21 protein-coding genes and 2 pseudogenes are annotated in these 25,075 nt (G+C 48.0%); 14 read left to right on the top strand and 9 right to left on the bottom strand.

Features of this window, described 5'->3' with window-relative positions; translation table 11 throughout:
• Positions 1-4 precede the first annotated feature (4 nt).
• From fdh3B to ACSTTG_RS11255, 5 genes are all read left to right on the top strand, one after another.
• The gene (fdh3B, locus tag ACSTTG_RS11275) at positions 5-613 is read left to right on the top strand and encodes a formate dehydrogenase FDH3 subunit beta (RefSeq protein ID WP_438474894.1); all 609 of its coding nucleotides are present in this window, start codon (positions 5-7) and stop codon (positions 611-613) included.
• Positions 614-627: 14 nt separating this feature from the next.
• Positions 628-1,707 (top strand): formate dehydrogenase subunit gamma, encoded by a 1,080-nt coding sequence (locus tag ACSTTG_RS11270; RefSeq protein ID WP_438474893.1) that lies wholly within the window; start codon positions 628-630, stop codon positions 1,705-1,707.
• Complete coding sequence (locus ACSTTG_RS11265) at positions 1,691-2,107, top strand: hypothetical protein (RefSeq protein ID WP_438457030.1); 417 nt, start codon at positions 1,691-1,693, stop codon at positions 2,105-2,107. Before ACSTTG_RS11270 ends, ACSTTG_RS11265 begins: the two co-directional genes overlap by 17 nt.
• Positions 2,108-2,364: 257 nt before the next feature.
• The gene (locus ACSTTG_RS11260) at positions 2,365-3,486 is read left to right on the top strand and encodes an efflux RND transporter periplasmic adaptor subunit (RefSeq protein WP_438457031.1); all 1,122 of its coding nucleotides are present in this window, start codon (positions 2,365-2,367) and stop codon (positions 3,484-3,486) included.
• 11 nt (positions 3,487-3,497) lie between these two features.
• Positions 3,498-6,650, top strand: a complete 3,153-nt coding sequence (locus ACSTTG_RS11255) for an efflux RND transporter permease subunit (RefSeq protein WP_438457032.1) — start codon at positions 3,498-3,500, stop codon at positions 6,648-6,650.
• Between the two features lie 210 nt (positions 6,651-6,860).
• On the opposite strand, the pseudogene ACSTTG_RS11250 reads toward ACSTTG_RS11255, so the two are convergent.
• Positions 6,861-6,965: pseudogene (locus ACSTTG_RS11250) on the bottom strand (LysR family transcriptional regulator); the annotation flags it as partial.
• Between the two features lie 3 nt (positions 6,966-6,968).
• On the opposite strand from ACSTTG_RS11250, the pseudogene ACSTTG_RS11245 reads away from it, so the two are divergent.
• The 3 genes and pseudogenes from ACSTTG_RS11245 to ACSTTG_RS11235 all read left to right on the top strand — a co-directional run.
• Positions 6,969-7,169: pseudogene (locus ACSTTG_RS11245) on the top strand (short chain dehydrogenase); the annotation flags it as partial.
• A gap of 416 nt (positions 7,170-7,585) precedes the next feature.
• Positions 7,586-9,829 (top strand): alkaline phosphatase, encoded by a 2,244-nt coding sequence (locus ACSTTG_RS11240; RefSeq protein WP_438474891.1) that lies wholly within the window; start codon positions 7,586-7,588, stop codon positions 9,827-9,829.
• A gap of 56 nt (positions 9,830-9,885) precedes the next feature.
• Complete coding sequence (locus ACSTTG_RS11235; protein ID WP_438457034.1) at positions 9,886-10,365, top strand: DUF3299 domain-containing protein; 480 nt, start codon at positions 9,886-9,888, stop codon at positions 10,363-10,365.
• Positions 10,366-10,417: 52 nt separating this feature from the next.
• Here ACSTTG_RS11235 and ACSTTG_RS11230 read toward each other — a convergent pair whose 3' ends face one another.
• From ACSTTG_RS11230 to ACSTTG_RS11200, 7 genes are all read right to left on the bottom strand, one after another.
• The gene (locus ACSTTG_RS11230; protein WP_438474890.1) at positions 10,418-11,290 is read right to left on the bottom strand and encodes a Brp/Blh family beta-carotene 15,15'-dioxygenase; all 873 of its coding nucleotides are present in this window, start codon (positions 11,288-11,290) and stop codon (positions 10,418-10,420) included.
• A 13-nt stretch (positions 11,291-11,303) separates the two neighbouring features.
• A complete protein-coding gene (locus tag ACSTTG_RS11225) occupies positions 11,304-12,461 on the bottom strand; it encodes a lycopene cyclase family protein (RefSeq protein ID WP_438474889.1) in 1,158 nt (385 codons plus the stop codon).
• On the bottom strand, positions 12,448-13,362 hold the full coding sequence (locus ACSTTG_RS11220; protein ID WP_438474887.1) for a phytoene/squalene synthase family protein: 915 nt from the start codon (positions 13,360-13,362) through the stop codon (positions 12,448-12,450). The genes ACSTTG_RS11225 and ACSTTG_RS11220 overlap by 14 nt, the downstream gene beginning before the upstream one ends.
• Positions 13,343-14,944, bottom strand: a complete 1,602-nt coding sequence (crtI, locus tag ACSTTG_RS11215) for a phytoene desaturase family protein (protein WP_438474885.1) — start codon at positions 14,942-14,944, stop codon at positions 13,343-13,345. The genes ACSTTG_RS11220 and crtI overlap by 20 nt, the downstream gene beginning before the upstream one ends.
• Positions 14,931-15,797: a polyprenyl synthetase family protein gene (locus tag ACSTTG_RS11210; RefSeq protein WP_438474884.1), complete on the bottom strand. Its 867-nt coding sequence runs from the start codon at positions 15,795-15,797 to the stop codon at positions 14,931-14,933. The genes crtI and ACSTTG_RS11210 overlap by 14 nt, the downstream gene beginning before the upstream one ends.
• Before the next feature lie 250 nt (positions 15,798-16,047).
• On the bottom strand, positions 16,048-16,710 hold the full coding sequence (locus ACSTTG_RS11205; protein WP_438475021.1) for a bacteriorhodopsin-like: 663 nt from the start codon (positions 16,708-16,710) through the stop codon (positions 16,048-16,050).
• A 447-nt stretch (positions 16,711-17,157) separates the two neighbouring features.
• Positions 17,158-17,817 carry a CatB-related O-acetyltransferase gene (locus tag ACSTTG_RS11200; RefSeq protein ID WP_438457040.1) on the bottom strand — a complete coding sequence of 220 codons (660 nt, stop codon included), beginning with the start codon at positions 17,815-17,817 and terminating at the stop codon, positions 17,158-17,160.
• A 665-nt stretch (positions 17,818-18,482) separates the two neighbouring features.
• On the opposite strand from ACSTTG_RS11200, the gene ACSTTG_RS11195 reads away from it, so the two are divergent.
• The 6 genes from ACSTTG_RS11195 (at position 18,483) to ACSTTG_RS11170 (ending at position 24,594) form a co-directional block, all read left to right on the top strand.
• Complete coding sequence (locus tag ACSTTG_RS11195; RefSeq protein WP_438474882.1) at positions 18,483-19,652, top strand: porin family protein; 1,170 nt, start codon at positions 18,483-18,485, stop codon at positions 19,650-19,652.
• A gap of 25 nt (positions 19,653-19,677) precedes the next feature.
• Positions 19,678-20,607 (top strand): metal ABC transporter solute-binding protein, Zn/Mn family, encoded by a 930-nt coding sequence (locus ACSTTG_RS11190; RefSeq protein ID WP_438457042.1) that lies wholly within the window; start codon positions 19,678-19,680, stop codon positions 20,605-20,607.
• A 12-nt stretch (positions 20,608-20,619) separates the two neighbouring features.
• Positions 20,620-21,396 (top strand): metal ABC transporter permease, encoded by a 777-nt coding sequence (locus tag ACSTTG_RS11185; RefSeq protein WP_438475020.1) that lies wholly within the window; start codon positions 20,620-20,622, stop codon positions 21,394-21,396.
• Positions 21,397-22,644, top strand: coding sequence for a leucine-rich repeat domain-containing protein (locus tag ACSTTG_RS11180; protein ID WP_438457043.1), 1,248 nt, complete (start codon positions 21,397-21,399; stop codon positions 22,642-22,644).
• A 382-nt stretch (positions 22,645-23,026) separates the two neighbouring features.
• Entirely contained in the window at positions 23,027-24,046 is a 1,020-nt protein-coding gene (locus ACSTTG_RS11175; RefSeq protein WP_438474881.1) for a transposase, read from the top strand.
• 215 nt (positions 24,047-24,261) lie between these two features.
• On the top strand, positions 24,262-24,594 hold the full coding sequence (locus ACSTTG_RS11170; RefSeq protein ID WP_438474880.1) for a zinc-binding dehydrogenase: 333 nt from the start codon (positions 24,262-24,264) through the stop codon (positions 24,592-24,594).
• 38 nt (positions 24,595-24,632) lie between these two features.
• Here ACSTTG_RS11170 and ACSTTG_RS11165 read toward each other — a convergent pair whose 3' ends face one another.
• Positions 24,633-25,046, bottom strand: a complete 414-nt coding sequence (locus ACSTTG_RS11165) for a GFA family protein (protein ID WP_438474878.1) — start codon at positions 25,044-25,046, stop codon at positions 24,633-24,635.
• Between the last annotated feature and the right edge of the window lie 29 nt (positions 25,047-25,075).

The raw sequence follows: 25,075 nt of genomic DNA, 5'->3' as shown, positions 1-25,075 counted from the left end.
GACAATGGCTAATATGAAATTCCTTTGTGACACTAAGCGTTGCATCGATTGCAATGGGTGTGTCACGGCATGTAAGAATGAGAACGACGATGCGCTGCAATGGGGTATCCAGCGCCGCCGCGTCGTGACTCTTAACGATGGTGAGCCGGGTGAAAGCTCGATATCGGTGGCGTGTATGCACTGTACCGACGCGCCTTGTAAGGCGGTGTGTCCGGCAGACTGCTTTGTGCAGACCGACGATGGTATCGTGCTGCACAACAAAGACTTGTGTATCGGTTGTGGCTACTGCTTGTTTGCGTGTCCGTTTGGTGCGCCGCAATTTCCGAAGCAATCGGCCTTTGGTGAGCGCGGAAAGATGGACAAATGTACCTTCTGTGCCGGTGGTCCTGAGACCGAGCCGGGCTCATTGGAAGAGCGTCAGAAATACGGTGCTAACCGTATTGCAGAAGGTAAGCTACCTATGTGTGCCTCGCTCTGTTCGACCAAGGCACTGCTCGCCGGTGATGCAGCTAAGGTATCGGATATCTTCCGTAAACGCGTGGTAGCGCGCGGCGCGGAAGGTGCCGGTTGGACAAGCGGTGAAGACCTGTCATATGACGCGACCAAGAGCTAACGGCGGGGTGAGGTATGATTCAATCTCTTAAATACCTCTCTTCAATGCTGCTGTCTTTGATGGCAGCAGCGTTGTTGACGCTGTCAATGCCGACGCTGGCCGAGCAGGCTCAGGCCAATCCGCCCGCCTCGGAAAACAGTGTCGCACAGCGAGAGATGGTGCAATTAACAGGCGGCCCAGACTTTTGGCGCCAAGTGAGGCAAGGCCAGACTGGAACCACATCATCCCAGTTCCCCGAGCACGATACCTTGATCAGTACCCCTGGTCAGGCTTGGTATATCCTCAAAGAGAAGTGGATGTCACCTGCGGGGGCCGTGGCGATCTTTGGCAGTATTGCTATGGTGACCTTGTTCTATGTCGCCGTAGGGCCGATGAAGCTGAGCAAGCCGCGTACCGGGCGTAGAATTAAGCGCTGGACGCGGATGGATCGCGCTCTGCACTGGTCGATGGCGTTCACCTTCCTTACGCTGGCCTTTAGTGGTCTGATGATGGTGTACGGCAAGCACTTCTTAAAGCCTTATATCCCAACCGATTTATGGGGCTTTATCATCATGCTCGCCAAACAGTATCACAACTACGTTGGTCCGCTGTTCTACGTGCTATTGATTTGTCTGCTGTTTAAATGGTGGAGTAAATCGATCCCAAGCAAGGTGGATTTGCAGTGGATGCTTAAGTTTGGCGGGATGTTCGGCAAACACAAAGGCAGTCACCCTTCGGCAGAGTTCTCCAATGCGGGTGAGAAGATCCTGTTTTGGATGCTGATCATTGTCGGCAGTGTGGTGGCACTCAGTGGTCTGGTGCTCGACTTCCCAATCTTTGGCCAAACCAGGCGGGATATGGAGCTATCGAACCTGGTGCATGGTCTATCAGCGCTGATTTTGATTTGTGGCTTTATCTTCCACATCTATATCGGTCTCTTTGGTATGGAAGGCGCACTTGAGGGTATGGTGACAGGCGAGGTCGATGAGACCTGGGCGAAAGAGCACCATGACCTGTGGTATGAAGAGGTCAAAGATCAGCAGGATATTGAGCAAACCAAGGTAGAGAGGACGACACCGCTAGATGGAGGAGCGAGTAATGAACAAACCTCATAAGGGTATTTGGACTGCGTACATATTAAGCTGCTTCACGCCGTTTACCTGCTTGATTTCGGGCGTTATCGCGATTGTCTATGCAGGTTATCGGCTCGATAAAGGTGAAGATGGCGAGGTACTGGACTCCCACTATTATGGTTTGATCCGGACCTTCTTCCTCAACTTGACCTTCTTTGTGGTGTTGATCGTGACGGTGGCGACCTCAAATGGGGTGCTCAAGGGTATCAATGACTATTGGTATCGCAGCCATATCATTGATGATATTGCCTATTACATCCCATACGTGGGAATGTTGATTGCATTAGTGGCAATCCTGCTGTGGTTTGTACGCATGTATAATGGCATGAAATTACTAAAGCAAAATCAACCGTTAAAACAGATAGTTGGGCCTCACCTTTAGTGGAGTGTGAAAAGTTATTAATGAAAAGAGCGGCTTAGGCTGCTCTTTTTACTTTGGGTAGGGGAACTTTTATCGCAATTCAGCAGACAAAAGTAGTAAGCAACTCTGTATTAACTCGCAACATATTGCGCTTGCAAGTTGGAATGAATCGGAAGATTATGCAACGGTCAGGTGATTAATCGCTTGTTGTATCTGGTGGCAAAGTATCACCGGAACAACTCATTACAATAATTTTATACAAGTACTATCGGACATTTATGCAACCAAGAAGCAAAATCGCTTTACTCGCCATCGCTGTAGCGCTGGTTGGGTGTGAAAAGCAAGCTGGAGGCCAGCAGGCCCAAGTCTTACCTCTTGTCTCTGCGCAGAACGTAGAAACCATTGAATACCAGCCAAGCAAATCCTATATCGGTCGCGTGGAGGCGGTCGAAGACACGGAGATCACCGCGCAGGTATCAGGTTATCTACAGCAGCGTCACTTCCAAGAAGGCCAGATGGTCGCCAAGGGTGACCTACTCTACACCATCGAACCGTCCTCGTTTGAGGCGCAGGTCGCAAATGCTAAAGCCGCTGTTGCTCAGGCAGAGGCTGCGCTGAAAAAAGCCCAGTTGGACTTTGCTCGTGGTAAAGATCTTCTTCCACGCGGCAGTATCTCGCAGTCTGAATTTGATGCGCTAACCGCTGCTCAGTTGGGCGCAGAAGCGCAACTGGCGGCGAGCAATGCACAGCTTAATCTAGCTGAGGTAAACCTGTCTTACACTGAGATCCGCGCACCATTTGATGGCCGCATCAGTGACAGCAAAGCGAGTAAGGGTGATCTGGTTTCACCGTCATCAGGCGTGCTTACCACACTCGTTAGCCTTGACCCTGTACACGCCTCTTTCAGTGTCAGTGAGCGTGAGCGCTTGAGCCTAGGCATTGATAAAGTGAAGGGTGATGGCCGCGCTGAAGCGCAGGCGGTGCAGGTTCAGGTTGAGCTGGAAAATGGTGCCACCTTTGGCCACTTTGGCGAGCTAGACTTCTTGGGTAATCGCATTGACTTGCAAACCGGTACTATCGCGATGCGCGCTGTAGTACCAAACCCAGAGCAGCAACTTCTACCAGGCCAGCACATCAAGGTGCGCCTGCTTGATAGCCAGAAACGTGATGTGGTGGTTGTGCCACGCCGCGCTGTTCAGACTGACCTTGAGGGCAACTTTGTCATGATGGTTGCTGAGGGCGATGTCGCTGAGCGTCGTAACGTCGAGCTTGGTACTCAGGTAGAAGATGGCGTGATCATCTCTGCAGGTGTTGAGCCAAACGAAATGATCATCACTCAAGGTTTGCAGCGTATTCGTAACGGAGTGCCAGTACGTCTACAAGAAGCGCAAGCTGAGTAAGGGGTCGCCACATGCTAAGTCGCTTCTTTATTCAAAGACCAAAGTTTGCTTTGGTCATCTCGATTATTCTCACCTTGGCAGGTGCGATCGCTCTAGCGGTGCTGCCGGTAGCAGAATATCCAAGAATCAGCCCACCGTCTGTAAGTGTCACAGCGTTCTATACCGGTGCAAGTGCCGAGGACGTTGAGCAGGCGATCGCCGACCCGATAGAGACCTCGGTCAACGGGGTTGAGAACATGATCTACATGTCCTCAAAGAGTGCCAATGATGGCTCGTACAACCTCAACGTGACGTTTGAGGTCGGTACCGACCCTGACATGGCGCAGGTGAACGTGCAAAACCGTGTATCGCAGATCGAATCTAAGCTGCCTCAAGAGGTGCGCATGGTCGGTGTGACGGTGAAAAAGCGCTCGCCTGACCTGTTGATGGTACTTAACTTCTATTCACCCGATGGTCGCTACGATGATCAGTTCTTGATCAACTATGTAAACCTCAATATCAAAGACCAGCTGGCGCGCGTTAAGGGCATCAGTGAGGTTAACGTGATTGGTGGTGGTGAATACGCGATGCGTGTCTGGTTAGACCCTGAAAAGATGGCTAACCTTAAGCTGACCACCTCAGATGTGTATGCAGCGCTTGCAGAGCAAAACGTTCAGGTGGCTGCCGGTCGTATTGGCTCAGCGCCATACTCAAGTGCGCAAGAGGTGCAGTTTAACCTCGTGACTAAAGGTCGCTTGGAGACAGTTTCTGAATTTGAAAACGTCATCCTGCGTGCCAACAGCGATGGTTCAACCGTTTATCTTAAAGACGTTGCTCGAGTTGAGCTAGGTAAGAAGTTCTACGATGGTAACGGTAAGTTCCGTAATCAAGACGCCTCGATTGTTGCGCTGAACCTGCAATCTGACGCGAACGCGCTAGAAAGTGGTCAGGCGGTGATGGACTTGCTCGATGGCATGAGCGCGAACTTCCCTGAAGGGATGTCTTACGAGACCAGTTACGACACCACCATTTTCGTCGCTGAGTCCATCAAGGGTGTTGTCAAAACCTTGATTGAGGCGATCTTGTTGGTTATTGCCGTGACGTACCTGTTCTTGGGTAGTGCACGTGCGACGTTAATCCCAGTTGTGGCTATTCCGGTTTCCCTGATTGGTACCTTTGCCATCATGCAAGCGACCGGCTTTACGATTAACACCGTGACGCTGTTTGGTCTGATCTTGGCGATTGGTATCGTGGTGGATGACGCGATCCTGGTTATCGAAAACGTTGATACCACCATGGCCAAGGACCCAAGCCTGACGCCGCGTAAAGCTACCTTGTTGGCGATGAAAGAGGTCACCGGTCCAATCATCACCTCGACCTTGGTACTGCTGGCGGTATTCTTGCCGGTGGCCATGTTGCCGGGTATCACGGGTATCATGTACCGTCAGTTCGCACTGACTATCTGTATCTCAGTGGTGATCTCATCGATCAACGCGCTAACGCTCTCGCCAGCGCTATGTTCACTGGTGCTTAAGCAAGGTGGCGACAACACGGCGAACTGGTTTAAGGCGTTTAACCGCGGTCTTGATAAAGTCACTCACCGTTATGGTCAGGTGGCCGGGTTCTTGGTTAAGAAAACCTTGCTACTGGGTACCTTCTTTATCCTCGCGATCGCGGCGGTAACTTTCTTTGCTAAAACCACGTCATCGGCATTCGTACCGCAAGAAGATAAAGGTATCTTGCTGGTTAACGTGCAATTGCCAGATTCAGCGTCTTTGTCACGCACCGAAGAGGTGTCTGAAAAGCTGATGGATATTGTCTCTCAAGAGCCAGGTATTGACGGTGTGACGGTAGCAAACGGCTTCGCGTTTATGACAGGGGCGGCAGCCTCGAATGGTGCCTCGCTGTTTATTAAGTTGCACGATTGGGATATGCGAAATGGTCTAGATGGCGATCACTCAGCCAATGCCATTGCAGGACGCATTAATGCGACTGCGGCTCAACAATTGCCGCAAGCGATTGTGTTTGCCATGGGGCCGCCAGCGGTGCCAGGCATGGGCGCAGCCTCTGGTTTTGAGTTTGTGCTTGAGGATACTCTAGGTCGTAGTCGTACCGACTTGGCGATGGTGATGGCGGATGTGATTGCAGAGGCCAATAAACAGCCAGAGATCGCTTACACGTTTAGTACATTCCGCGCAAACGTACCACATTACTATGTGGACATTGACCGCGAGAAAGCGCAGCAGCTTGGTATTCCACTATCATCGATCTTCCAAACCCTACAGGGTAACTTGGGTTCGATGTACGTGAACGACTTCACCATGTTTGGTAAGAACTACCGCGTGACCATGCAGGCTGACAGCCAGCATCGCAGCACGATGGAAGATCTTGAGCTATTCCATGTTCGCTCTTCATCGGGTGCGATGATCCCGCTGAGCACTCTAGTCAGCTTCGAGCAGGTGTTTGAGCCGGATGTGGCATGGCGATACAACATGTACCGCAGTGCGATTATCCAAGGCCAAGCCGCGCCGGGTTACTCGAGTGGTGATGCAATTGAAGCTATGGAGCGTGTGGCGGCAGAAATCCTTCCACAAGGGTATCAGCACGAATGGACAGGCATGGCTTACCAAGAAAAACTCGCCGGTAACCAAGCGATCTACGCCTTTGCTCTAGCACTGATCTTTATCTACCTATTTATGGTGGCTCAGTACGAGAGTTGGTCAATTCCGCTGGCGATCATCTTGGTGGTACCGGTGGCGACACTTGGCTCCTTCTTGGCGCTGAATCTAGCGGGTCTTCCGCTTAACCTGTATGCCCAGATAGGTTTGGTACTGCTGATTGCGATGGCCTCAAAGAACGCGATTCTGATCGTAGAATTTGCCAAGCAAGAGCGTGAAGAGAAGGGCGTCGAGCTCAATGAAGCAGCGGTACAAGGCGGTAAACTGCGTTTCCGCGCGGTGAACATGACGTCATGGTCGTTTATCTTGGGTATTTTCCCACTGATCTTCGCCTCGGGCGCAGGCCACGTGAGCCAGAACTCACTGGGTATCTCGCTTGTTGGCGGTCTGTTGTGTGTATTGCTAGCCGGTACCTTCCTCATCCCTGGCTTCTTTGCTGTGATCCAGCGTCGCCGTGAGAAAATCCACGGTGGCAGCACTAAGCTGATTCCGCTTGATGATGAGTAAGCATATTTAAATTTCGAATAACTGAAGCGCCAACGTTAACCGTTGGCGCTTTTTTTACATCTACTGTAAACCCGCATGATGTTCTACCTGTACTCTACAACCAAGTTTCCCATGTTCTTAGAAACAGGTCACTACCTTTGAATCTCAACTAATCCTCACACCACCTAGCTATGGATTGGGGTAAGCTTGCTCAAGCAGTGATAGTACCCACTAGTGTAAAGCATCGTCATTGTATCTCGGGTACCAAGCGGCAATCACATCAAAAGGGGCAGGTATTTCATCCATCTCAATCTGCTCCAAGTTTAGCCCCTCAATATGTTTGTGCAGTGCGTTGCCCATGAGATGCCTCATGGTATGCGCATTAATGTCGTCAACCCAACGGTATTAGCAGAAGCTTGGGATGTGTACGGTGAAATGATGCCAGGCTTTGAGCCAGTCCCGAGTTCTTTGGTCGGTAAAGCCTTCGAGCGCTCAGTAGATGGGTTTATCAGCGGTCAGGTGTTATTTATTGATGCTTAAGCTTAGTTAGCAAATTATCGAAATAACACAGTAGAAAGGCATGCCTATAATGGTGTGTCTTTTTACATTTCGAATGCCTTTTAGAATGAAAATATAATACTCATCAATGGTATTAAAATAAAAGCTATTGTTCGCTCTATTTAATATGCGTAATATCTCTCGCAACAATTGTTATAATATAACATTTATAGGGGTTGATTTATTGGTTGTTTAGGGTGTAGTTGAAAGGATGGTAATAACCCTTACTTAACTAGAGGGGGAGTAGTTAATGTAATTAAGGGCTGAGTTTTTAAATTGTTTGGGGTTGAATTATTTATTGCTTTTAATTATTTCTGCCTGAAAATAAATTGTAACTTTTGTGAAGTAATTTGCTGATAAATTAATTTGTGCTTTGAACTAATTAAAGGAAAGAAAAGGTGAAAAAGAGCCCGTTTATATTTTCAGTACTGGCACTAGCTGTGCTCGCAGGCTGTAATGAAACAGATACCAAGTATGTTGAAGTTGATAGGGAAATTGCGGAAAGCATAGATACTGGCCCCTATGCCTGTACCGAAGAAGAGATTGCCACTTCACCGAACAAGGACTGCCGCCTATATATTAAAGGCTCAATGAACAGTTGGTCTGCGCCACCTGAAGCTCAGTTCCATTATCAGGGTGAGGGAGTGCATACAGCGCTGTTCAAAATGGAGTCGGGCTCGTATTCATTCAAAATATCTGATCCAGAATGGAGTGCTGAGCGTGATCTTGCCATTTCTGAAAGTGAAGATAGCCTAGTCACGACAGATGTCCTTTACGAATTACAGCGAAAATACGATGAATTCACCAACCAAAATATGGACATTAAGGTTGATGGCCAGGAGCAAATTTACAAGTTTTCTCTAGATGCAAGTGCGGGTATTAATAACCCTACCTTGTACATTGAGAACATTACCGACTCTGATGTTGATACATTGAGTTCGAGCGTATACTTAACCGGTAGCTTTAGTGACTGGGAGCTACAAGATCAATATCAGTTTGATTATGTAGGTGCTGGAAATTATCAGGTCACGATTAACTTTGAGCAGCAACAAGATATTCAATTTAACCTAGTGCAAAATCTTGACGGTGAAGAGTTGGTTTACGGTGGGCTTAAAAACCAATTAGTAGACCTGAAAGAAGGTGCTTCAGCACTAACGACTTATCCAGGTGGTGTGATGCACGCCTCTGTAGAGGCGGGTAGCTATGTGTTTGGCATCTCCACCTTAGGTGATGGACAAGTTGCGATACCGGTATCAATGTCTAAGGTTCGTGCCAATTCTGGTTATGACAAGCTAACAGCGCCATATACTCCAATTAATCTAGGGGCGGACGGCAGTACCCATGCTAATAGCGTCGATTGGGCAATCGTCTCTGACAACATTCAAGTTACGCTAGAAGATGATGAAACCCAAGACGAACCGGGCTTCCGTCAAATCGCAACCGCTGATTCGACAGGTCGATATCAGGTTGAACTCACCACCAACCTTGGCACAATTGCCGAGTCAAGCGATGCACACGAAGTTGATGTAGTCGATATGAGCCATGCGAATAACGTCATCCTCATGATTGGTGATGGTATGGGGTATGCTCAGCTGGATGTGACTCGTGCCTACAATGGTGAATTGCTGTTTATGGACTCGGCACCACACCGCGGCCAGATCCATACCGCCAGTGCCGATACGCTTGGGTTTGAGAAGCTAGCTGGACTAGGAATGAACTACTACACCGACTCGGCCGCTGCAGCAACTGCGATGTCTACTGGGGTTAAAGTTGTGTCGGGTACCATTGCGCAAGCAAGACCCGGTGACGGCTCGAACCTAGAAACAATCGCTGAACAGGCGCAAAAAATGGGTAAATCGATTGGCGTGGTTGCGACTTCACACTGTGTGCACGCAACGCCTGCAGCGTTTGTTTCTCATGGTCCAAACCGCAATGACTTTGCTCAGCTCTCTGAGAGCATGTTTGGCGATGTTCAACCTAACTTAGCCATCTGTGGCAGTAAGAAAGTGAAGGATGTTGATGTTATCAGTCAAGCGGCTGAGAACAACGACTACATTGTGGTGAAGAACAAAACAGACATGTTGGCGGCGATCGAAACATTACCAGCAACTGACGAAGATGCCTCGATTAAGTTTGCGGCGATCTTCGGTGAGGATGAGATCCCGTATGTGAAGCCTTCAGATTACCAAGTGGAGCAGGGATGGAGTTACGAGAGCCTCGATATCCCGCATATTGAAGAGATGACGGAAGTTGCGATCGAAATCCTATCGCGCAATCCAAATGGCTTTTTCCTGATGGTGGAAGGGTCTCAAATTGACTTTGCCGGCCACCTTAACGATGAAGAGCGCCTAATTATTGAGACGTTGAAGTTCGATGAATCTGTTGAGAAAGTGGCTAATTGGGTCGAGCAACGTGATGACACTATGGTCATTGTCACGGCAGACCATGAAGTCGGCGGGCTAGAGTTGATTAAAACCAATGGTGCTGGCGAAATTCCACAAGTGAGCTGGCTGTGGGGTAATCACACCAACGTCCCTGTACCTATGGTGGCTTGGGGCGTAAACAGTGAGGTCGTACACGGCCGATCTATTGATAACACCTCGATTCACGCAATTATGCATGGTGCATTCGTCGCGAATTAATCGCTAAAGCAGAGTAAAAGAGACGCCCTTGCGCAAGCAAGGGCGATACCATAGATATGATAAAGATGTTACTCGTTATCGGCTTGAGCGCATGGAGTAGTCTGGTGGCTGCAGCTTTAACGCCACTGTCATGGCAGGAGCTGATCCCACTAGAAGAGCGTCATCAGGGGCTGATTCAGCCGATCAACCATGATATTCCATTGGATGTACAAGCGCCTCAGATTAGGCAGGGCAGCATGGTGACTGATCTAAATAACACCGAGCAAACCCTCGCTGGTTTTGTGGTGCCACTGGGTATCGAAGCCAACAAGATAACCGAGTTTTTACTGGTGCCCTTTTTTGGCGCGTGTTTACATATCCCCCCACCGCCGCCAAATCAATTGATCCTTGTCGAGCAGGCTATCGATTATGTCGAGCCTTGGGAGCCAATCGTGTTGCAGGGGACGCTCAAGGTACAGACCCATACCTCTGATGATATCGAAAGTGGTTATCGTCTTGAGACAAAAGGTGAGTACACACTTCTCAGCAGCCTCTGATTGGGTAAACCATTGTGGTAGCGAGGCTAGATGAGTTCTAGTGCTCATTTATCTAGGTGTTTTGCTTTTCAATTAACCTCTGATAAACCAATGTCAAAATGAGGTGGGGGACAGTCAATGCGAACAAACCAATAAAAACCGTCGACAGCAGAGCATCGTTGGTGGGACCTTGTGGGATATAGGCAAAGAAACCACCTAGTATTAGACCAGTCCCAAGTAAAGGAGCAGTCGTTGCGTGCGCCAGTGATGGCCAAGACAGCTGGTTTTGCACCTTGATTTGCAGAGTATGCAGTGGCGCGTGCAGTGCACAAAAGTAGAGGCTAAAGAAATACAGAACCGGCAGCAAATAGCACGTTGAGACCAATACCAAAATCCACACCCGGGTACTGACACTGAGTTTATGAGCCATTGCGAGCAGACTAATAAGTACAAGAATACACACAAGTCTCATGCCAGTAATGACGCTCAGAGCATCAGTGTCAGTCAGTCCCAGTAAGGTAAACTGCTCGTGCAGAGATTCGGGGTGGAATAGTGCTGGCGCTGTGAGTACAAGAGTGCTGATTAACCCGCGGGCTTGTGGTGCCGACAGCCGCCAATCTGAGCTAAAGTGCACTGCTGCGAGACAGAAAAACAGGCATAGGCAGACCGCAGGGCTTAACCGCCATGTGCCGAGACAAGCAATCACTGTGATTGCGTAGCCAGCAGAGTAAAGAAAAAGCCGAGCATTGTTGATTTTGCTTGGTTTTGGGTGCGCCAATTGTTTTAGCATGATGATGTCTAGGGCGCCATGTGGAACGCCCAAGATAAGTATCGCGGCTAAGACAATGGTATGGGTGTCGTCGATTCTCGACAGCAATATCGAGAGCAAGAACGCGCCGGCAAACACTCCCCAGAACTGGTTTGCACTGTAGTTTTCTCGGTTCATAGGAGTGCCTGATTCATAGGTATACCTTGAGGGCTGCGCGCATAAACAGCCATTTGGGCATGCAGTTAATCACGGCTAATATGTCTCGCCAGTTGGCTTGTTCACTCATAAAGCGGGAAAATTGCTCCGGCGTCGTTCCCTGTGCCAAACGCGCAAAAATCTCCGGGGCGCGCTGCGGCTCGTTACGCAACACATGTAAAAACACGCCATCGAGCCATTGATAATAGCGGGGTGAGCGGGGTGGCGATGCTCGCTGACTCAGGACGATCTGTTTTGCAAGGGCTACGCTGCTACGCTGAATAGCAGTAAAAGCATATCCTGTTGCAGCTCGGATGCAGTGACCCCTTATGCCAATAGAGTGCCATCGCGCGAAAGGCGGGGTATCAGCTTGCGAGGGCTCAACCGTAGAGGTGTTTTCCACTGTCATTGGCAACACACCATGCTCCCATGTGATGATGTCATGTGCGCTGAGTCCAAGATGGGTTAACGCCGCTAAGGTCTCAGTTTCTAACTGGGAGCGGCTGACGGGTTGGGATGCAAAGCGCGTGATCTCTACTAACGCACTCTGTTTGTCGAACGGCAGAAGATAAAGAAACTGAGTGCCGCCCTCTACGGCTTTGATGTCCACCATCAACTTGGCGGTGCAATCTGAAAACTGAGCTGAAGCGCTTACAATCCAAGCTCCGGAAAAACACTGTAGCAGACCCTGCTTAGTGCTAGTCGCTGGTGCTTGGAAGCGACTGTCAAAGCCCATTTTAGCCACTATGGTATGGGTGTTACTGTAGACAGTGACGCCGTCGCTTTGCTCGCCAGTGGTGTGGATATCGCTATTGAAAAGCAACGTAATGTTGTCGGCGCTTGAGAGCTGTGCAAGGCAGTAGTGAAAGAAATCAGTGGCTCGGATGCAGGCGTAACTGGTTGAGCCGCCTTGAGTCTTGTGGGTAATGTCTGCAATTTGCCAAGAGGGCCAGCTTTTGCAGATTAATGGTCTCAAATAGTGAGGGATATGCTCGCCATCCCAAAAGCACCAAGTTTTATCACTGTTGACGCGTGCTTCCCTCTCTAACATCACGATATCGCCACGATAGCCTTTTTCGAGTAATGCCAGTGCCAAGGAGCATGAAGAAAGACCAATGCCCAACATCACAATGTCGGCTTTAAGCGCCTGCATCTGAGATGATCTCAATCGGTTGATATGCTGTCAGTTGGCGCAGTGGTAAATGAAGGGTTTGATCATGGCCCTTTGAAGAGGTTTGAGTGCGACGCAACAGATTGACAGCAGCGATGTGAATTTTCGAGGTCAAGGCGACGGTTGTTCTACCCTCCCAATACCGAGTGCCTTGCTGGGTGAGCTTGACGCCGATAGCTCGATAGACAGATTCAGCGACAATAATTGCCCGGCGACTGCGACGGGGAAGGTGAGTATAGCCTTGGCGCGCACTGGTATAATAATGCTCAGCAAGGGCGAGCACACGCTCAATCGCTTGCATGACTTGTTGGCGCGTCTCAACATCGTTGCCAAGCGTAACTTGCTGAGCACTCATCGGACACCATTCGTAAGGCAGGTAACGCCGCCCCATTTGCGCATCCTCCAAAACATCACGGGCGATGTTGGTCAACTGCAGTGCAATGCCTAAATCGATGGCGTAGGGCGTGCCGCGAGGGTCTGCACCAAGAATCGGGCACATCATCAAACCAACCACACCAGCGACCTTGAAGGCATACTGAACCAATTCGCTCTCGGTCTGAATATCGACTCGACCAAGGTCGCTGGTGACACCATCGATAAGGGTCGAGGCGTAATCTTGTGGCATGTTTAACTCTGCACTAAGTGCCAGAAAGTCCTCAACAAAGGCATCTTGTGGGCATTGATTGGTAAGCTGCCGTTTGACGGCCTTGAGTTGCTCAGTGGCTTTGCACTTGTCGGTTGCATTGTCAGCGATATCATCGATGCAGCGGCAAAAGTGGTACAGCCGCGCAGCCTGTTCTAACTGTGTTTTGTTGAGTAGTAAGCCGGCAAATCTGAAGGTCTTTCCATGTTTGGCTAGACTATTAAGCGCCTGGTTTTTCATACTTCTCTCCAGCATTCAACGTCGGTACACCGTGCTGATCATCAGCTGTGGCCTGACTCAATGATAGCTCACTCATTTCAGCGCAATCTGCCGTCGGTACCAGCTTGTCCAACACCTTCGCTGAGCAGAGTACACCGGGCAATCCTGCGCCAGGGTGACTTCCTGCCCCGACCACATAGAGGTTTTTGGGGCCCTCCCCCCGATTATGGAAACGAAAGTATGCCGACTGCGTTAGCGTCGGCGCTATAGAGAAACCCGCCCCGTGAAGACTGTTGTAATCTTGAGCAAAGTCTTGTGGCGTCATACAGAAGCGCTCGACGATACACTTCGAGAGCCCCGGAAGCATACTTTCCTCGAGTGCCTTGATAATCTTGTCTCCGTATTCGGTCTTGGTTTGCTCCCAATCGATGCCAGATTGCAAGTTTGGGACTGGAGAGAGCACGTAAAAACTATCGCAGCCCTCTGGTGCCATGGTTGGGTCTGTCGCTGTGGGGCGGTGGACATACAGCGAGAAGTCGTCAGCGAGCTGCTTGGTATTGAAAATATCATCAAGCAAGCTCTGGTAGCGTTTCCCGAGCCAGATAGTGTGGTGAGCAATATTGTCGTACTGTTTTGTAGTGCCGAAATACAACACAAACAGCCCCATGGAAAACTTGGCGTACTTAGATTTAACCTTGGCAGCCAGCGTTTGGTCTTTCGGTTTGACCATTTTTCGGTACAGGAATGCGGGATCTGCGTTAGAGACCAGTACATCACATGAAATAAAAGTGCCATTAGTTAGCCCAACACCGGTGACGCTCTGCTGCTCAGTGACAACGGTTTCCACCTCCGCATTCAGCTTGATATCGATACCTTGCTCAGTCATGAGCTGCTCTAATGCGTTGACCAAAGCTCCCATACCTCCCAAAGCAAAATGAACCCCCCACTTTTGCTCCAAAAAATGGATCAGGTTATAAATGCTGGTGGTGTCAAAGGGGTTACCCCCAACTAGCATGGGTTGGATAGAAAACGCCTGTCTGAGCTTCTCATGCTCTAGATGATCACAGACCAGTTGCCATACGCTTTTATAGCAGCCGAGTCTGACTAGGTTGGGTATTTGTTTAAACATGGTGAGTGGGCGGTCGAAAGGTTGATCGGCAAGCTGGGTGAAGCCCACGTTAAATATCGCCTTGGAAGTCTCAAGTAGCCTTTGATAGCCATCAACGTCTCTGGGTGAGAGGGCTTTGATGGCAGCGAGGGTGTCTTCGTATGTGCTGCCGTAATCGAAACAGGTACCATCACTGTAATGGAAGCGATACCAAGGGGCGACAGGCACAATTGAGACGTAGTCGGAGGCGGACTCGCCAAACAGCGTAAACAGCTCCTCGATCAAAAACGGCGCGGTGATCACAGTTGGACCGGCGTCGAACGTAAAGCCGTTACGACGAAAGACCTTGGCTCGCCCCCCTAATTGGCTACCCTTATCAATCAAGGTCACGCTATAGCCCTTGGCTCGTAGCCTCAACGCTGCGGCTATGCCACCGAATCCAGCGCCAATCACTATCGCTCGGGAACCTTTGATAGGTTGGTTAGGCGCGCTCATCATTGACCTCCCTGAGCTTAGCTAGCTTATGCTGCGTTGCTTGCAAAAGACCTACAGCGCAGTCATCGGGGAGTTTACTGAAGTCTCGCTCACAGCTTTTTAATAAGTAATAGGCTCGCTGTTTAGTGAGTCGAAGCGCCGCTACTTTGCTGTTGTCGGAGAGGTAAATATTGAGTAGGTTGAGACGGTTGCATTTGAGGTCATCATCGTGGTCGCTGATGTCGTCTAAGATCTGATAAGCAATAGCGAAATTTCTCGCTGCACGCTTGGCAGTATTGATATAAGTGTCGCCATAACGAGACAACAGCGGCAATACAAGCGGCAGAGACAAAAGAGGCCCTGCCTTTCGAGCCGCAATTTCTTCATAGTCACGCGGACTGACGCCGCCTTGCAATGTGATATCTTCAAGTTGGCCATAAATGGTTTCAGCAACGGCTTGCTGGGTCACTTCTAGCAATTGCGGCAGGCGCTCACTAGTTGTTATTTGTGCTAACAGCCCAAAAGCTTTGGTGATCATCAGGTCACCGGTACAAATCGCAACATTAGCGCCATACTTTGCCCAAACGGTAGGGCTGCCGCGTCGCAGGCGATCCCCATCCTGAATATCATCGTGGATCAAAGACGCATTGTGCAGTAACTCAATCGCTGCGGCGAGAATCACCGAGTCGCTCTCTGCGAGTCCAAGCGCAAGGGAAGCATCGATGCAGACTCGCATTCTTACCCGTTGCCCGCCTGTACTGAGGTGATACTGGGCTGGCTCGTGCTGCGATACCGCTGTTAAGAGCACTTGCTCGCAGTGTTGATATATTTGGTTTTGCTGGGTACTTCTCAATATACTTTTGGGATTGCTCATGACGACCGCCTGTATATTAATGTCTTGAGTAGAGACTGGTTGTGAACTAATCCAACTGAGCACATTAAATGCTGTGAAAGAGTGCTTGCCGGAGAGCTTCTTGTCGAATCCCTTGTTACGACACCCCTGACCAGACACCTTTGCAGGTAGATGGCAATCGCTAGCTGGTGACCCGAGCCAGCGAAAACCAATGTTGAGTCTGTATCGTGCGTTTAATGTGGTTGCAGGAGAACCGATGAGCGACTGACCATCAATTCTGGCCTTGACTCTCTGACGTTGCTGCGTACCAGATGAGCAGACCAAACGCTATTTTGTTCACCACGTCCGCCAAGTTATACACTAGGTTCAAAGAGGCAGCGTCGACGGTGCCCATCATATAACCCAGGACGTAACCGATTGGGTAGATTGCCCAGCCTACGGTAACAATCCAACGCATTAAGTTGTAAGCAAATTTCACCGAATCACTGGCTTGTTGACTCGCAGCCTTGCCGGCCTCACCCAAGAAGATCTCGTAGAGGATGTAGAACCAACCGAGCATGCCGATGATGAACCCTATGGTCACGTTGATGTAGCCTGCCTCGCCCATGTAGCCGGGTATCAACATGACTAGCGTACCAATGAGGAGTCGCCAAAAAATGCCTGGTGATGCAGCGCCGATCGCGCGCAGGATTAGGTAGAACTCTATCATTAGTAGGGGTACGGTGAGCAACCAGTCAATGTAACGGTATACCGTAGGCGTGTCGCCAGTGGCTACCCATACATCGCGCATGTAGAAATAGTGTACCGCGGCAATCAAGGTGACGAGCGCTGACACTGTGAGGGAGGTTTTCCACTTGGCTGTCACTCCTTGGGTTTCCCACAAGAAAAATACAGTGGACGCCATTAGGGCCATCGAAATAAGCCAGAATGAGATGCCGACAAAATCATCGGGTTGGAGATTGGCTGCAGCAAAAACGTTAGATGAAAAGAGGAGGCTGACAGACCCGAATCCCAGGCAGGTTAGCATTGTTTTGGCGCTTTTATGTTTTATTTCCCACGCCCTTTCAGTAATCAACTTATTCATAATAGTCTCACTATCGCGTTGGTTGGTGCGAGGACTACTTGGATTTACTCTCGCTTGTCGTGAGAAAAATACGGTGTAACAAGTTAAGCTGATCAACGAGCAGGTAAAAAGGGGGTCTTTGCCCGTTCGACATCTGGACATGACTAGTCGTCTTAGTGGAGAGTTTTCCCGACTGTATATCTATCTGAATAATCGGCTCATTGTTGATGCCTCAATAGGGGAAAGAAGGAGTGTGTTATATGAGAAAAGTTGATGCAAACACACTCAAAAATAAATTAGTCCAAGGGCAATGGATTTCTATTTTACTAATCCATTTGTTTGAGCAAACTCTAGTAATCTAGGGATATCACCTTTAACCAATATTGGCATTGCTCGCTCAATCAGTTCAATCTCCCAGTCCCACCATGCGAGCGCTAACAGGTTTTCTCGGTCAGCATCATTAAACCTAGCCTTAACGACTTTCGCCGGATTACCAACCGCTATGCTATACGGTGGGATATCTTTTGATACCACTGATTTAGAGCCAATAATTGAACCATGACCAATAGACACACCCGGCATAACGGTGACGTCATAACCTAGCCAAACATCATTGCCAATAATCGTGTCTCGGTACTTTTTGAATGGATATTCCGCCAAAGGTAAAGTTTCAGCCCATCGCTCACCAAAGACAGCAAATGGGTAGGTGGTAATACCGGCAGTGGCATGATTTGCATCAGGCATTATAAACTGAACGCCGCTGGCAAACGCACAAAATTTGCCGATATGAAGAGCATTACCTGAAATGCCGAAATTGTACAAAACATTCTTGGTTAAAAAATTCGTCGGGTCTTCAAAGTCACTGTAGTAGCTGTACTCTCCAACATGTACGTTGGTCACATCACTTTGAGCAATAAGCGGCTTTAGGAAAACGGTATTGTTAAAATCTTTGATGGGGAAAATATGGTCTGGTTCCATAGTTGAATCTCGTCATTGCTTAGCTGAGTTATCTGTGTGACAAAGTCACTCCCTCTATGAGCGTATAGTAGCGTATTTATGAGCACCAACATTGCTTTTTCATAAATATATGACTGCAATTATCGATATTGATTGAGTTATGTTTCCTTCGTAAGGTTGACAGCATGTCAGTCAGTGTTTCAACATGACCAGCATGTAGCCTTATATGAATATTTGATTACAGCAATATCAATTTTCTCAATTCCTATTAGTCATTAGGTTGATTTTTCATCAGATTTGACTCTTGCATGGATGGTGATGTTATGGATGGTTTTATTTATTTTACTTTGCGTTAACCAATAGGGAGGGGTGTTTAATTCTGATAAGCATATGGCTGCTTAATAACTTTTGTATAAGTTATTGATGTATCTGGCTCAATTCGATGGTGCTACTAGATGTTGTTGATAGTAAGCTATCTACTCGAAACCTATTTGATAGAATTACCCACTTCTATCTCGTTAAATATTTGCAATTAAGTTAACAAGTTAACACAAGTTAAATATTTATGGCTTGGTTAAGTTGGTAATATCTTGTTACTTTTTGGTGGTTTGTCTTCTATATAAATCTCTCTAAACTCCGCCCTGAAATGAAATGTTATAACATAACAATGAAAATCGGGGCTTAACTTGAACAAAACACTTCTAGGAGCAGTGGTATCGACCTTGCTCACTCCATTAGCATTCGCTAACACACTCTCTAATCCACAGATAGGCGTTGTCCTTGACGGCTACTATCAAAATGGTGAGCGCAACCTGTCCGAGCGCGAAGAGGGTTTCGGTATCGGGCATACGGAACTGAACTTATCAGCCAATATCGATGATAAGTTTCGCGGCTCGCTCACTACTGTGCTTGAAAGCCATGGTGACCATACCGATATCCTGATTGAAGAAGCATTTATCGAGACTACTTCTCTTCCATATGGATTGAATATTAAAGCGGGTCGATTCTTATCAAGCTTTGGTTATCTCAACAGCCAGCATCTACACGAAGATGCATTCGTCGAGCGTCCGGTTGCCTACCGAGGCTTCCTTGGCGGTCATTATTTTGATGATGGCGTTTCGGCAAATGTTGTACTGCCAACGGACGTTTATGTTCGTCTGGGAGCAGAAGCATTTAGTGGTCAAAATATGGTCTCAGTGGAAGACCCATCAGCGGTAGGTATTTACTCTGCAACTGCAACGGTGGGCTCAGATTTCTCTGCTTCCTCAAGCTGGCAAGTAGGCCTGAGCTACCTGTATAACGACAACGGGCAAATCAAAAGCTTTGGTGACGACGATCATGACCACGATCACGACCATGGTCATCCACATTCTTTCAGTCACGACCATGACCACAGCCACAGCGCTACAGTAACGGGTAAGCATCTTTATGGCGTTGATCTTGTTTGGAAATGGGCACCAGCGGGTAACTACAAATATCAAAATCTGACCATCAGTGCTGAGTGGTTAAGACTGAATGGCGCCACGACCCGCGAGTTTAGATATGACAACGATTATCCGGGCACGCTTGATGCTTATTATGTATCCGGTGTGTATCGCATTAACCCAAGCTGGTCAGTGGGTACCCGTTACAGCGAAGCTGATAACTTTGATTTTGTTTCCTTTGGCGAATACCCGCTCTTTGAGCGTGAAACAGACAAAGAGCTAGACTTCATGGTGGCATGGGATTCATCGCATTTTGGCACGATTCGAGCTCAATACACGCGCGCAGAGAATCAGCACCAAGACCGCGAAGACAATGTCTTTACGCTGCAATACGTGATGACCTTTGGAGCGCATGGTGCCCATGCTTTCTAATGCTCCCGTTCGTCAAATGAAGCTAATGAGCAAGCGCAGATCAGGCATCGTGTCAGTGTTGCTTGGCGTTTTGGCCGGGAGCTATTCGCTACCGAGCTTTGCTTTGAACGCTTTTGTTTGCGAACCAGAGTGGGAGGCGTTGTTGCGAGCTCATGCGCCGCAAGCTGAGGTCTATTCAGCAACAACCTCAAAACAGGACCCTCACTATGTGCAGGCGAGGCCATCGCTGATTTCACAAATGCGCGGTGCAGATATGGCTATCTGCTCAGGCTCTGAACTTGAAATTGGCTGGTTACCCATGCTCCAGGCGCGCAGCAACAATGCCCGTGTCCAAGATGGTCAGGTGGGAATGTTCTATGCGTCTGACTATGTCTCTATGCTCGATACTCATAGCCATGTGGATCGCAGTATGGGGGATATTCATGCACATGGTAATCCTCATGTGCAATTTGCAGTTAAAGACATCCCTCGGATCTCGAGTGAGTTAACCAAACGACTCATTGAGATAGACCCCGACAATGCTCAGCAATATCAAGTTAATGGTATTCGCTTTCGCTCAGAGTGGAGACGCAAAATCCCCGAGTGGGAAGCACAGGTTGAGACGTTGAGAGGGCTCAAAGTCGTTGGCTACCACACCACCTATCGTTACTTGTTTGAGTGGTTAGGGGTCGTGCAAGTGGCGGATCTGGAGCCGAAACCTGGCATCTCTCCGACGACTTCGCACCTACAGAGTTTGACGAAGTTGGATGCAGAGGCGGTTGATATGATTGTCTACTCATCGCATCAAGACAGTCGAGCTGCTAACTGGTTACAGCAGCGAATCGATAAGCCAACACTGCAACTCCCCTTGACCGTTGAGGGTAAGCAAACCTTGGTGGAGATGATAGATAGCATTATCGAACAGCTTGTTGATGCGGCTGGTGAGCATTCAGCTGACTCTGGTGAGGAATCTTAGATCGCTATGGCAATGCTCAACGATTACGCTTGGCTATTACCTGCATTTATCTGCGGGACGATTGCGCTAATAGGTAATGTCATCCTCGGCCATCAGGTCATTAAGCGCGGGATCATCTTTATCGACCTTGCGGTTGCACAGGCGGCGGCAATGGGGGCAGGTGTCTTTCATTATTGGTTGGGCTGGTCCAGTGAACTTTGGTTCAGTGACCTCTATGGGCCCTGGTCGATCGCTTTTGTCATGTGTGCGCTTATCGCCCTAATAGAGCGCTACGCGAAGCAGCACTTGGAAGCGATGATTGGTTGCTTGTATGTGGTCAGTGCCTCTACGGCAATGCTGATGGTGAGCCACGACCCACACGGAGCTGATTTTATTCATCAAGTGCTTAATGGGCAACTACTGTGGGCAACTTGGCAAGATGTGGTTGAAATTGGTGTTGTTACGCTGGGATGCGTGATTGTGCTCATTCTCAAGCCTAGCATCTTATCAGGATACGGATTTTACATCCTATTTGCCCTTTTGATGCCTATTACCGTGAAGCTGACCGGGGTTTACCTGGAATTTGCGCTGCTTGTGATCCCCGCGCTTTGTGCGGCAAAACACCAAGGTAGTCGTTTTTATGCCATCAGTATCGCCATGGGAATAGCCGGAATTTTGCTGGGTCTGGTTCTATCAAGCATCTATGACTTGCCTAGTGGGGCAATTATGGTGATATGCCTGTTTGTTGTAGGTCTCATAGGGTCAATGGTCCCAGCTAGAAAAATCAAATTAACAGATAGGGATGATTAAATGCCTATCAGAGCAAAGTATTTAATGTGCGCCACAGGGCAGCACAATAGCAAATTGGAATTTTTTATGAATAATTTTAAATCAACGCTTCTATGCACCGCGACTATCGGTGTATTGGCAGGCTGTCAATATCATGATCAAGAGCGCATGTCTCTATCAGATCTTACAGTACAAGACCCAAAGCTACAGGCATGTATAGATTTTGCAGTTGACATCGAGCCGGAGAATGCCGGTGCGAAATACGCGGACGAAATAAAGGTACTTAAATGTAACGACGTTGTAAGCCTGAATGGTATTCATCGTATGCCAAACTTAGAGTTCCTGCGTTTTAACTCCGGTGCGCACCGAATAACAGAAGAAGAGCATGCAAAACTAGAGCATGAACGAAATCTATTTCATGAAACAGCACGTGGAAAATCAAGACAACCTGAAGCTTACCACCCTGACCACGGCGATGGTTATATGCTTGAAGACCTTACTCCACTTACCGGGCTTAAGCATTTAACTACTCTCCAACTGGAAGATCAGGAGCTAATGGACCTCAGCGTGTTGACTGAAGTTGAGAGCCTTGAGCACTTTATGTATTACCGAAGCTATGACTTTGAGGATATTTCTTTCATTGCTGGTATGCCACAGCTTAAATCTATCCAATTTTTTGAAAATAACATTACTGATATCACGCCTCTCTTACAGGCTGAGCAGCTAGAGTTTATTAGGTTTGTTGATAACAAAATCAGTACAGATATTAGTCTGGAACATATGACCAATTTAAAACGTGCTGATTTCACTGGTGCTTTTGATATTAACGTTCCAATTACAGATTTGGTAAGAAGCATTGCGGCCCATGATGGTCTTGAGGACCTAGATATGAGCTATAGTAATCTTGGAGGGTTTGCTAATTTGACCGGCAAAAACTTACATCGCTTCAGATTTGACCACAATCCGGTCGGTTATCTTTCATTCTTAGCAGAGAGCAATGTCAAGCAAATCTATATGATTGGGGCCAGTTTAGAAAATATTGATGAAATTTCAGAATTAAAGGATTTAGAGATTATCGATTTTACACGAAACAATATTACACACCTATCAAGCTATGCTATCGACAACTTCGCCACCAATTCGCCTAATATGGAAGAAATCACTCTAAGATGTACGTGGATTCCTGAGGATGAAATTGAGTTGCTTCGCGAGGCAATGCCAAATACTAAGGTAAATTATTCACACTCTAGCTCATGCCATCATTGGTAGGCGAAACCTGGTCAAACGACATTCTATCGGTACAACGCCTCTAAACAGCAGACTCCCTTTCTTGGGAGTCTGCTGTTGCCCTCATCTCTTTTCTTCTTTTCTCGGCAACCACATTAATCTATGCGCAGTCTATTGTCAGTGATGGGACACGGTTCAGCTTCTAAATCTGAACAGCAATACCTGTAGTGTCCTAATTACGATTTTTTCACGGTTCGCGACTACTATTTCTCTCATAGATAAAGAGTCAATCGGCAAAACGTTAGCGGAGTAATAGCAATGAAAGCAATCGTGATCGAACAAACAGGTGGTAGTAAGAGTAATAAATAGACACCCATATTTGAGCAAAATAATGAACACAGTCTACACTTGAAATCGGTCCCCTATGAGTAACCTGACGATGCCGAAAGCCCGATGCGAACAAGTTAGCCTTGACGATACCGCCTATTACCACTGTGTTTCGCGTTGCGTACGTCATGCGTATTTATGTGGTGTAGATCAAATAACAGGGAAGAGCTTTGAGCATCGCCGAGGCTGGGTAGAGCAACGCCTTCTGGCATTAGCGGAGGTGTTTGCTATCGATATATGCGCCTATGCAGTAATGAGCAACCATACCCATGTTGTGCTTCACATTAATCGTGACCAAGCCTTAAGTTGGGATACACGTCAAGTTCTTGAACGTTGGCATAAATTACACAAAGGTACATTGCTTACTTCCCGGTTTCTCGATGAGGAATCGTTAGATGAAGCTTCACTTCGAGCAGTGATGGAAACGGCAGAGGTTTATCGAAGCCGATTACACGATGTGAGTTGGTTTATGCGGGACCTCAACGAGACAATTGCTCGCCAAGCAAACAAAGAAGATGGCTGTACAGGGCGTTTTTGGGAAGGGCGGTTTAAATCTCAAGCATTGCTTGATGATGCAGCTTTGTTGGCCTGTATGGCGTATGTTGACCTCAATCCTATTCGTGCCAACATTGCAAAGACACCTGAAAACTCTGATTTTACAAGTATCAAAAAACGTACAGATAAACTAAAGCACTCTAGAGTCATGCCGAATTCACCAGTTCATCAGCCTGAATGTTTATACCCATTTGTTGGCAATGAGAGTGAACATACGCCAGAGGGGTTAAACTTCACTCTTAAAGATTACCTACTGCTAATTGATATGAGCGGAAGAGTAATTCGAGAAGATAAACCCGGCGCAATATTGCCAGATTGCCCTCCTATACTCTCCAGGCTCGGGATTGATGAAGCACTTTGGACGGTATTAGTTACCTCGCTAGAGGAAAATTTCAGCGGTCCAATTGGCACTGAGGGCGCTTTGCGGTCATTTCAGCACAACCATGGATTACAGCGAATGCAGGGGATCAGTGCTGCTAAACGTTGTTTTAGATGCGCATAGAGCAATCCTCACTGGCAAATGATTTAGCTCGCAGCACTTTTTGATTAAAGCGGGGGATACTCTCTCGTGAATGAGCCTATGTGACTTTTATACCCAATTTGCTCCTACCACTCTGCTAGCTTCCTTGGTAAGTCAACGATCATCTAGTGTTTCGTATTTAGTAGTACCTGTTTAAATATGGGTGTCTTAGTGTTATTCCTAGCGCTTGTTTTAATATGGGTGTCTATTTATTGTTTCTTGGCCACATCGTGGTTTTTGGTTTTCTGGCTGGGGTAGGCGAAACCAATTTACAAGCCGAAGCCGTCAAACACTTTTCGAAGGCTCCAACCATCTCTTATTCCGAGATTTACGCAACGTATTTTAGTCACTTCGATTTAGTCAAAACATCGTTAGAGAAGGTCTACCAGATGCTTGCAGAAGGTCAGGTGAAACCCGTTTACTCAACCATACCACTTTCACAAGCGAGCCAGGCCCATGATCAGATAGAGAGTGGTAAGGTCATGGGTAAGCTGCTACTTACCCCAGAAACATCAGTAAGTGCGCGATGACCGCCGTTCAACTTCTTGTTAAACCATGCTAAGTGCAATCATGCCTCTTCTGGAAAACCTTCTAGCTTGATAGCCTCCATCCCGGCTTTGTGCCAAGCGGTTTGCTCAGAGCAGAATATCTGAGCATCGGGTTTTCTAGAGGGTTCGGCATTTAAGCAGCCTGCTGGCACTATCAGGAACTTGTTGCTTTTTGATAAATAAGGTAACCGAGAGCCACACTGTTTACAGAACACATTGGAAAAGGTGCGAGTGGGGTCATCATAACGTACGGTATTGTCGACTCCTTGTGTCCACTTGATATTTGTCGGTGACGTAAATAAGTGCGAAACATGCGCCGATCCTGTTAGCTTTCTGCATTGCTCGCAATGGCAAAAATAGAACTTTACGAAATCATCTTGGACGACAAAGCTCACATTCCCACATAAGCAACTACCGGTAATTTCCCTGTTCACAAATTAACTCCCTATGCTCATTTTTCTCG

Source organism: Vibrio glycogenivorans (assembly GCF_051660965.1).
Lineage (GTDB): Bacteria > Pseudomonadota > Gammaproteobacteria > Enterobacterales > Vibrionaceae > Vibrio.
The sequence above is the reverse complement of the archived record's forward strand: the minus strand, read 5'-3'. Positions and strand labels throughout refer to the sequence as shown.

What these genes read in the sequence shown, in the direction of transcription:
- fdh3B (WP_438474894.1), top strand. Translation starts at nt 5, where the DNA reads ATGGCTAATATGAAATTCCTTTGTGACACTAAGCGTTGCATCGATTGC.
- ACSTTG_RS11270 (WP_438474893.1), top strand. Translation starts at nt 628, where the DNA reads ATGATTCAATCTCTTAAATACCTCTCTTCAATGCTGCTGTCTTTGATG.
- ACSTTG_RS11265 (WP_438457030.1), top strand. Translation starts at nt 1,691, where the DNA reads ATGAACAAACCTCATAAGGGTATTTGGACTGCGTACATATTAAGCTGC.
- ACSTTG_RS11260 (WP_438457031.1), top strand. Translation starts at nt 2,365, where the DNA reads ATGCAACCAAGAAGCAAAATCGCTTTACTCGCCATCGCTGTAGCGCTG.
- ACSTTG_RS11255 (WP_438457032.1), top strand. Translation starts at nt 3,498, where the DNA reads ATGCTAAGTCGCTTCTTTATTCAAAGACCAAAGTTTGCTTTGGTCATC.
- ACSTTG_RS11235 (WP_438457034.1), top strand. Translation starts at nt 9,886, where the DNA reads ATGATAAAGATGTTACTCGTTATCGGCTTGAGCGCATGGAGTAGTCTG.
- ACSTTG_RS11230 (WP_438474890.1), bottom strand. Translation starts at nt 11,290, where the DNA reads ATGAACCGAGAAAACTACAGTGCAAACCAGTTCTGGGGAGTGTTTGCC.
- ACSTTG_RS11225 (WP_438474889.1), bottom strand. Translation starts at nt 12,461, where the DNA reads ATGCAGGCGCTTAAAGCCGACATTGTGATGTTGGGCATTGGTCTTTCT.
- ACSTTG_RS11220 (WP_438474887.1), bottom strand. Translation starts at nt 13,362, where the DNA reads ATGAAAAACCAGGCGCTTAATAGTCTAGCCAAACATGGAAAGACCTTC.
- crtI (WP_438474885.1), bottom strand. Translation starts at nt 14,944, where the DNA reads ATGAGCGCGCCTAACCAACCTATCAAAGGTTCCCGAGCGATAGTGATT.
- ACSTTG_RS11210 (WP_438474884.1), bottom strand. Translation starts at nt 15,797, where the DNA reads ATGAGCAATCCCAAAAGTATATTGAGAAGTACCCAGCAAAACCAAATA.
- ACSTTG_RS11200 (WP_438457040.1), bottom strand. Translation starts at nt 17,817, where the DNA reads ATGGAACCAGACCATATTTTCCCCATCAAAGATTTTAACAATACCGTT.
- ACSTTG_RS11190 (WP_438457042.1), top strand. Translation starts at nt 19,678, where the DNA reads ATGAGCAAGCGCAGATCAGGCATCGTGTCAGTGTTGCTTGGCGTTTTG.
- ACSTTG_RS11185 (WP_438475020.1), top strand. Translation starts at nt 20,620, where the DNA reads ATGCTCAACGATTACGCTTGGCTATTACCTGCATTTATCTGCGGGACG.
- ACSTTG_RS11180 (WP_438457043.1), top strand. Translation starts at nt 21,397, where the DNA reads ATGCCTATCAGAGCAAAGTATTTAATGTGCGCCACAGGGCAGCACAAT.
- ACSTTG_RS11175 (WP_438474881.1), top strand. Translation starts at nt 23,027, where the DNA reads ATGAGTAACCTGACGATGCCGAAAGCCCGATGCGAACAAGTTAGCCTT.
- ACSTTG_RS11170 (WP_438474880.1), top strand. Translation starts at nt 24,262, where the DNA reads ATGGGTGTCTATTTATTGTTTCTTGGCCACATCGTGGTTTTTGGTTTT.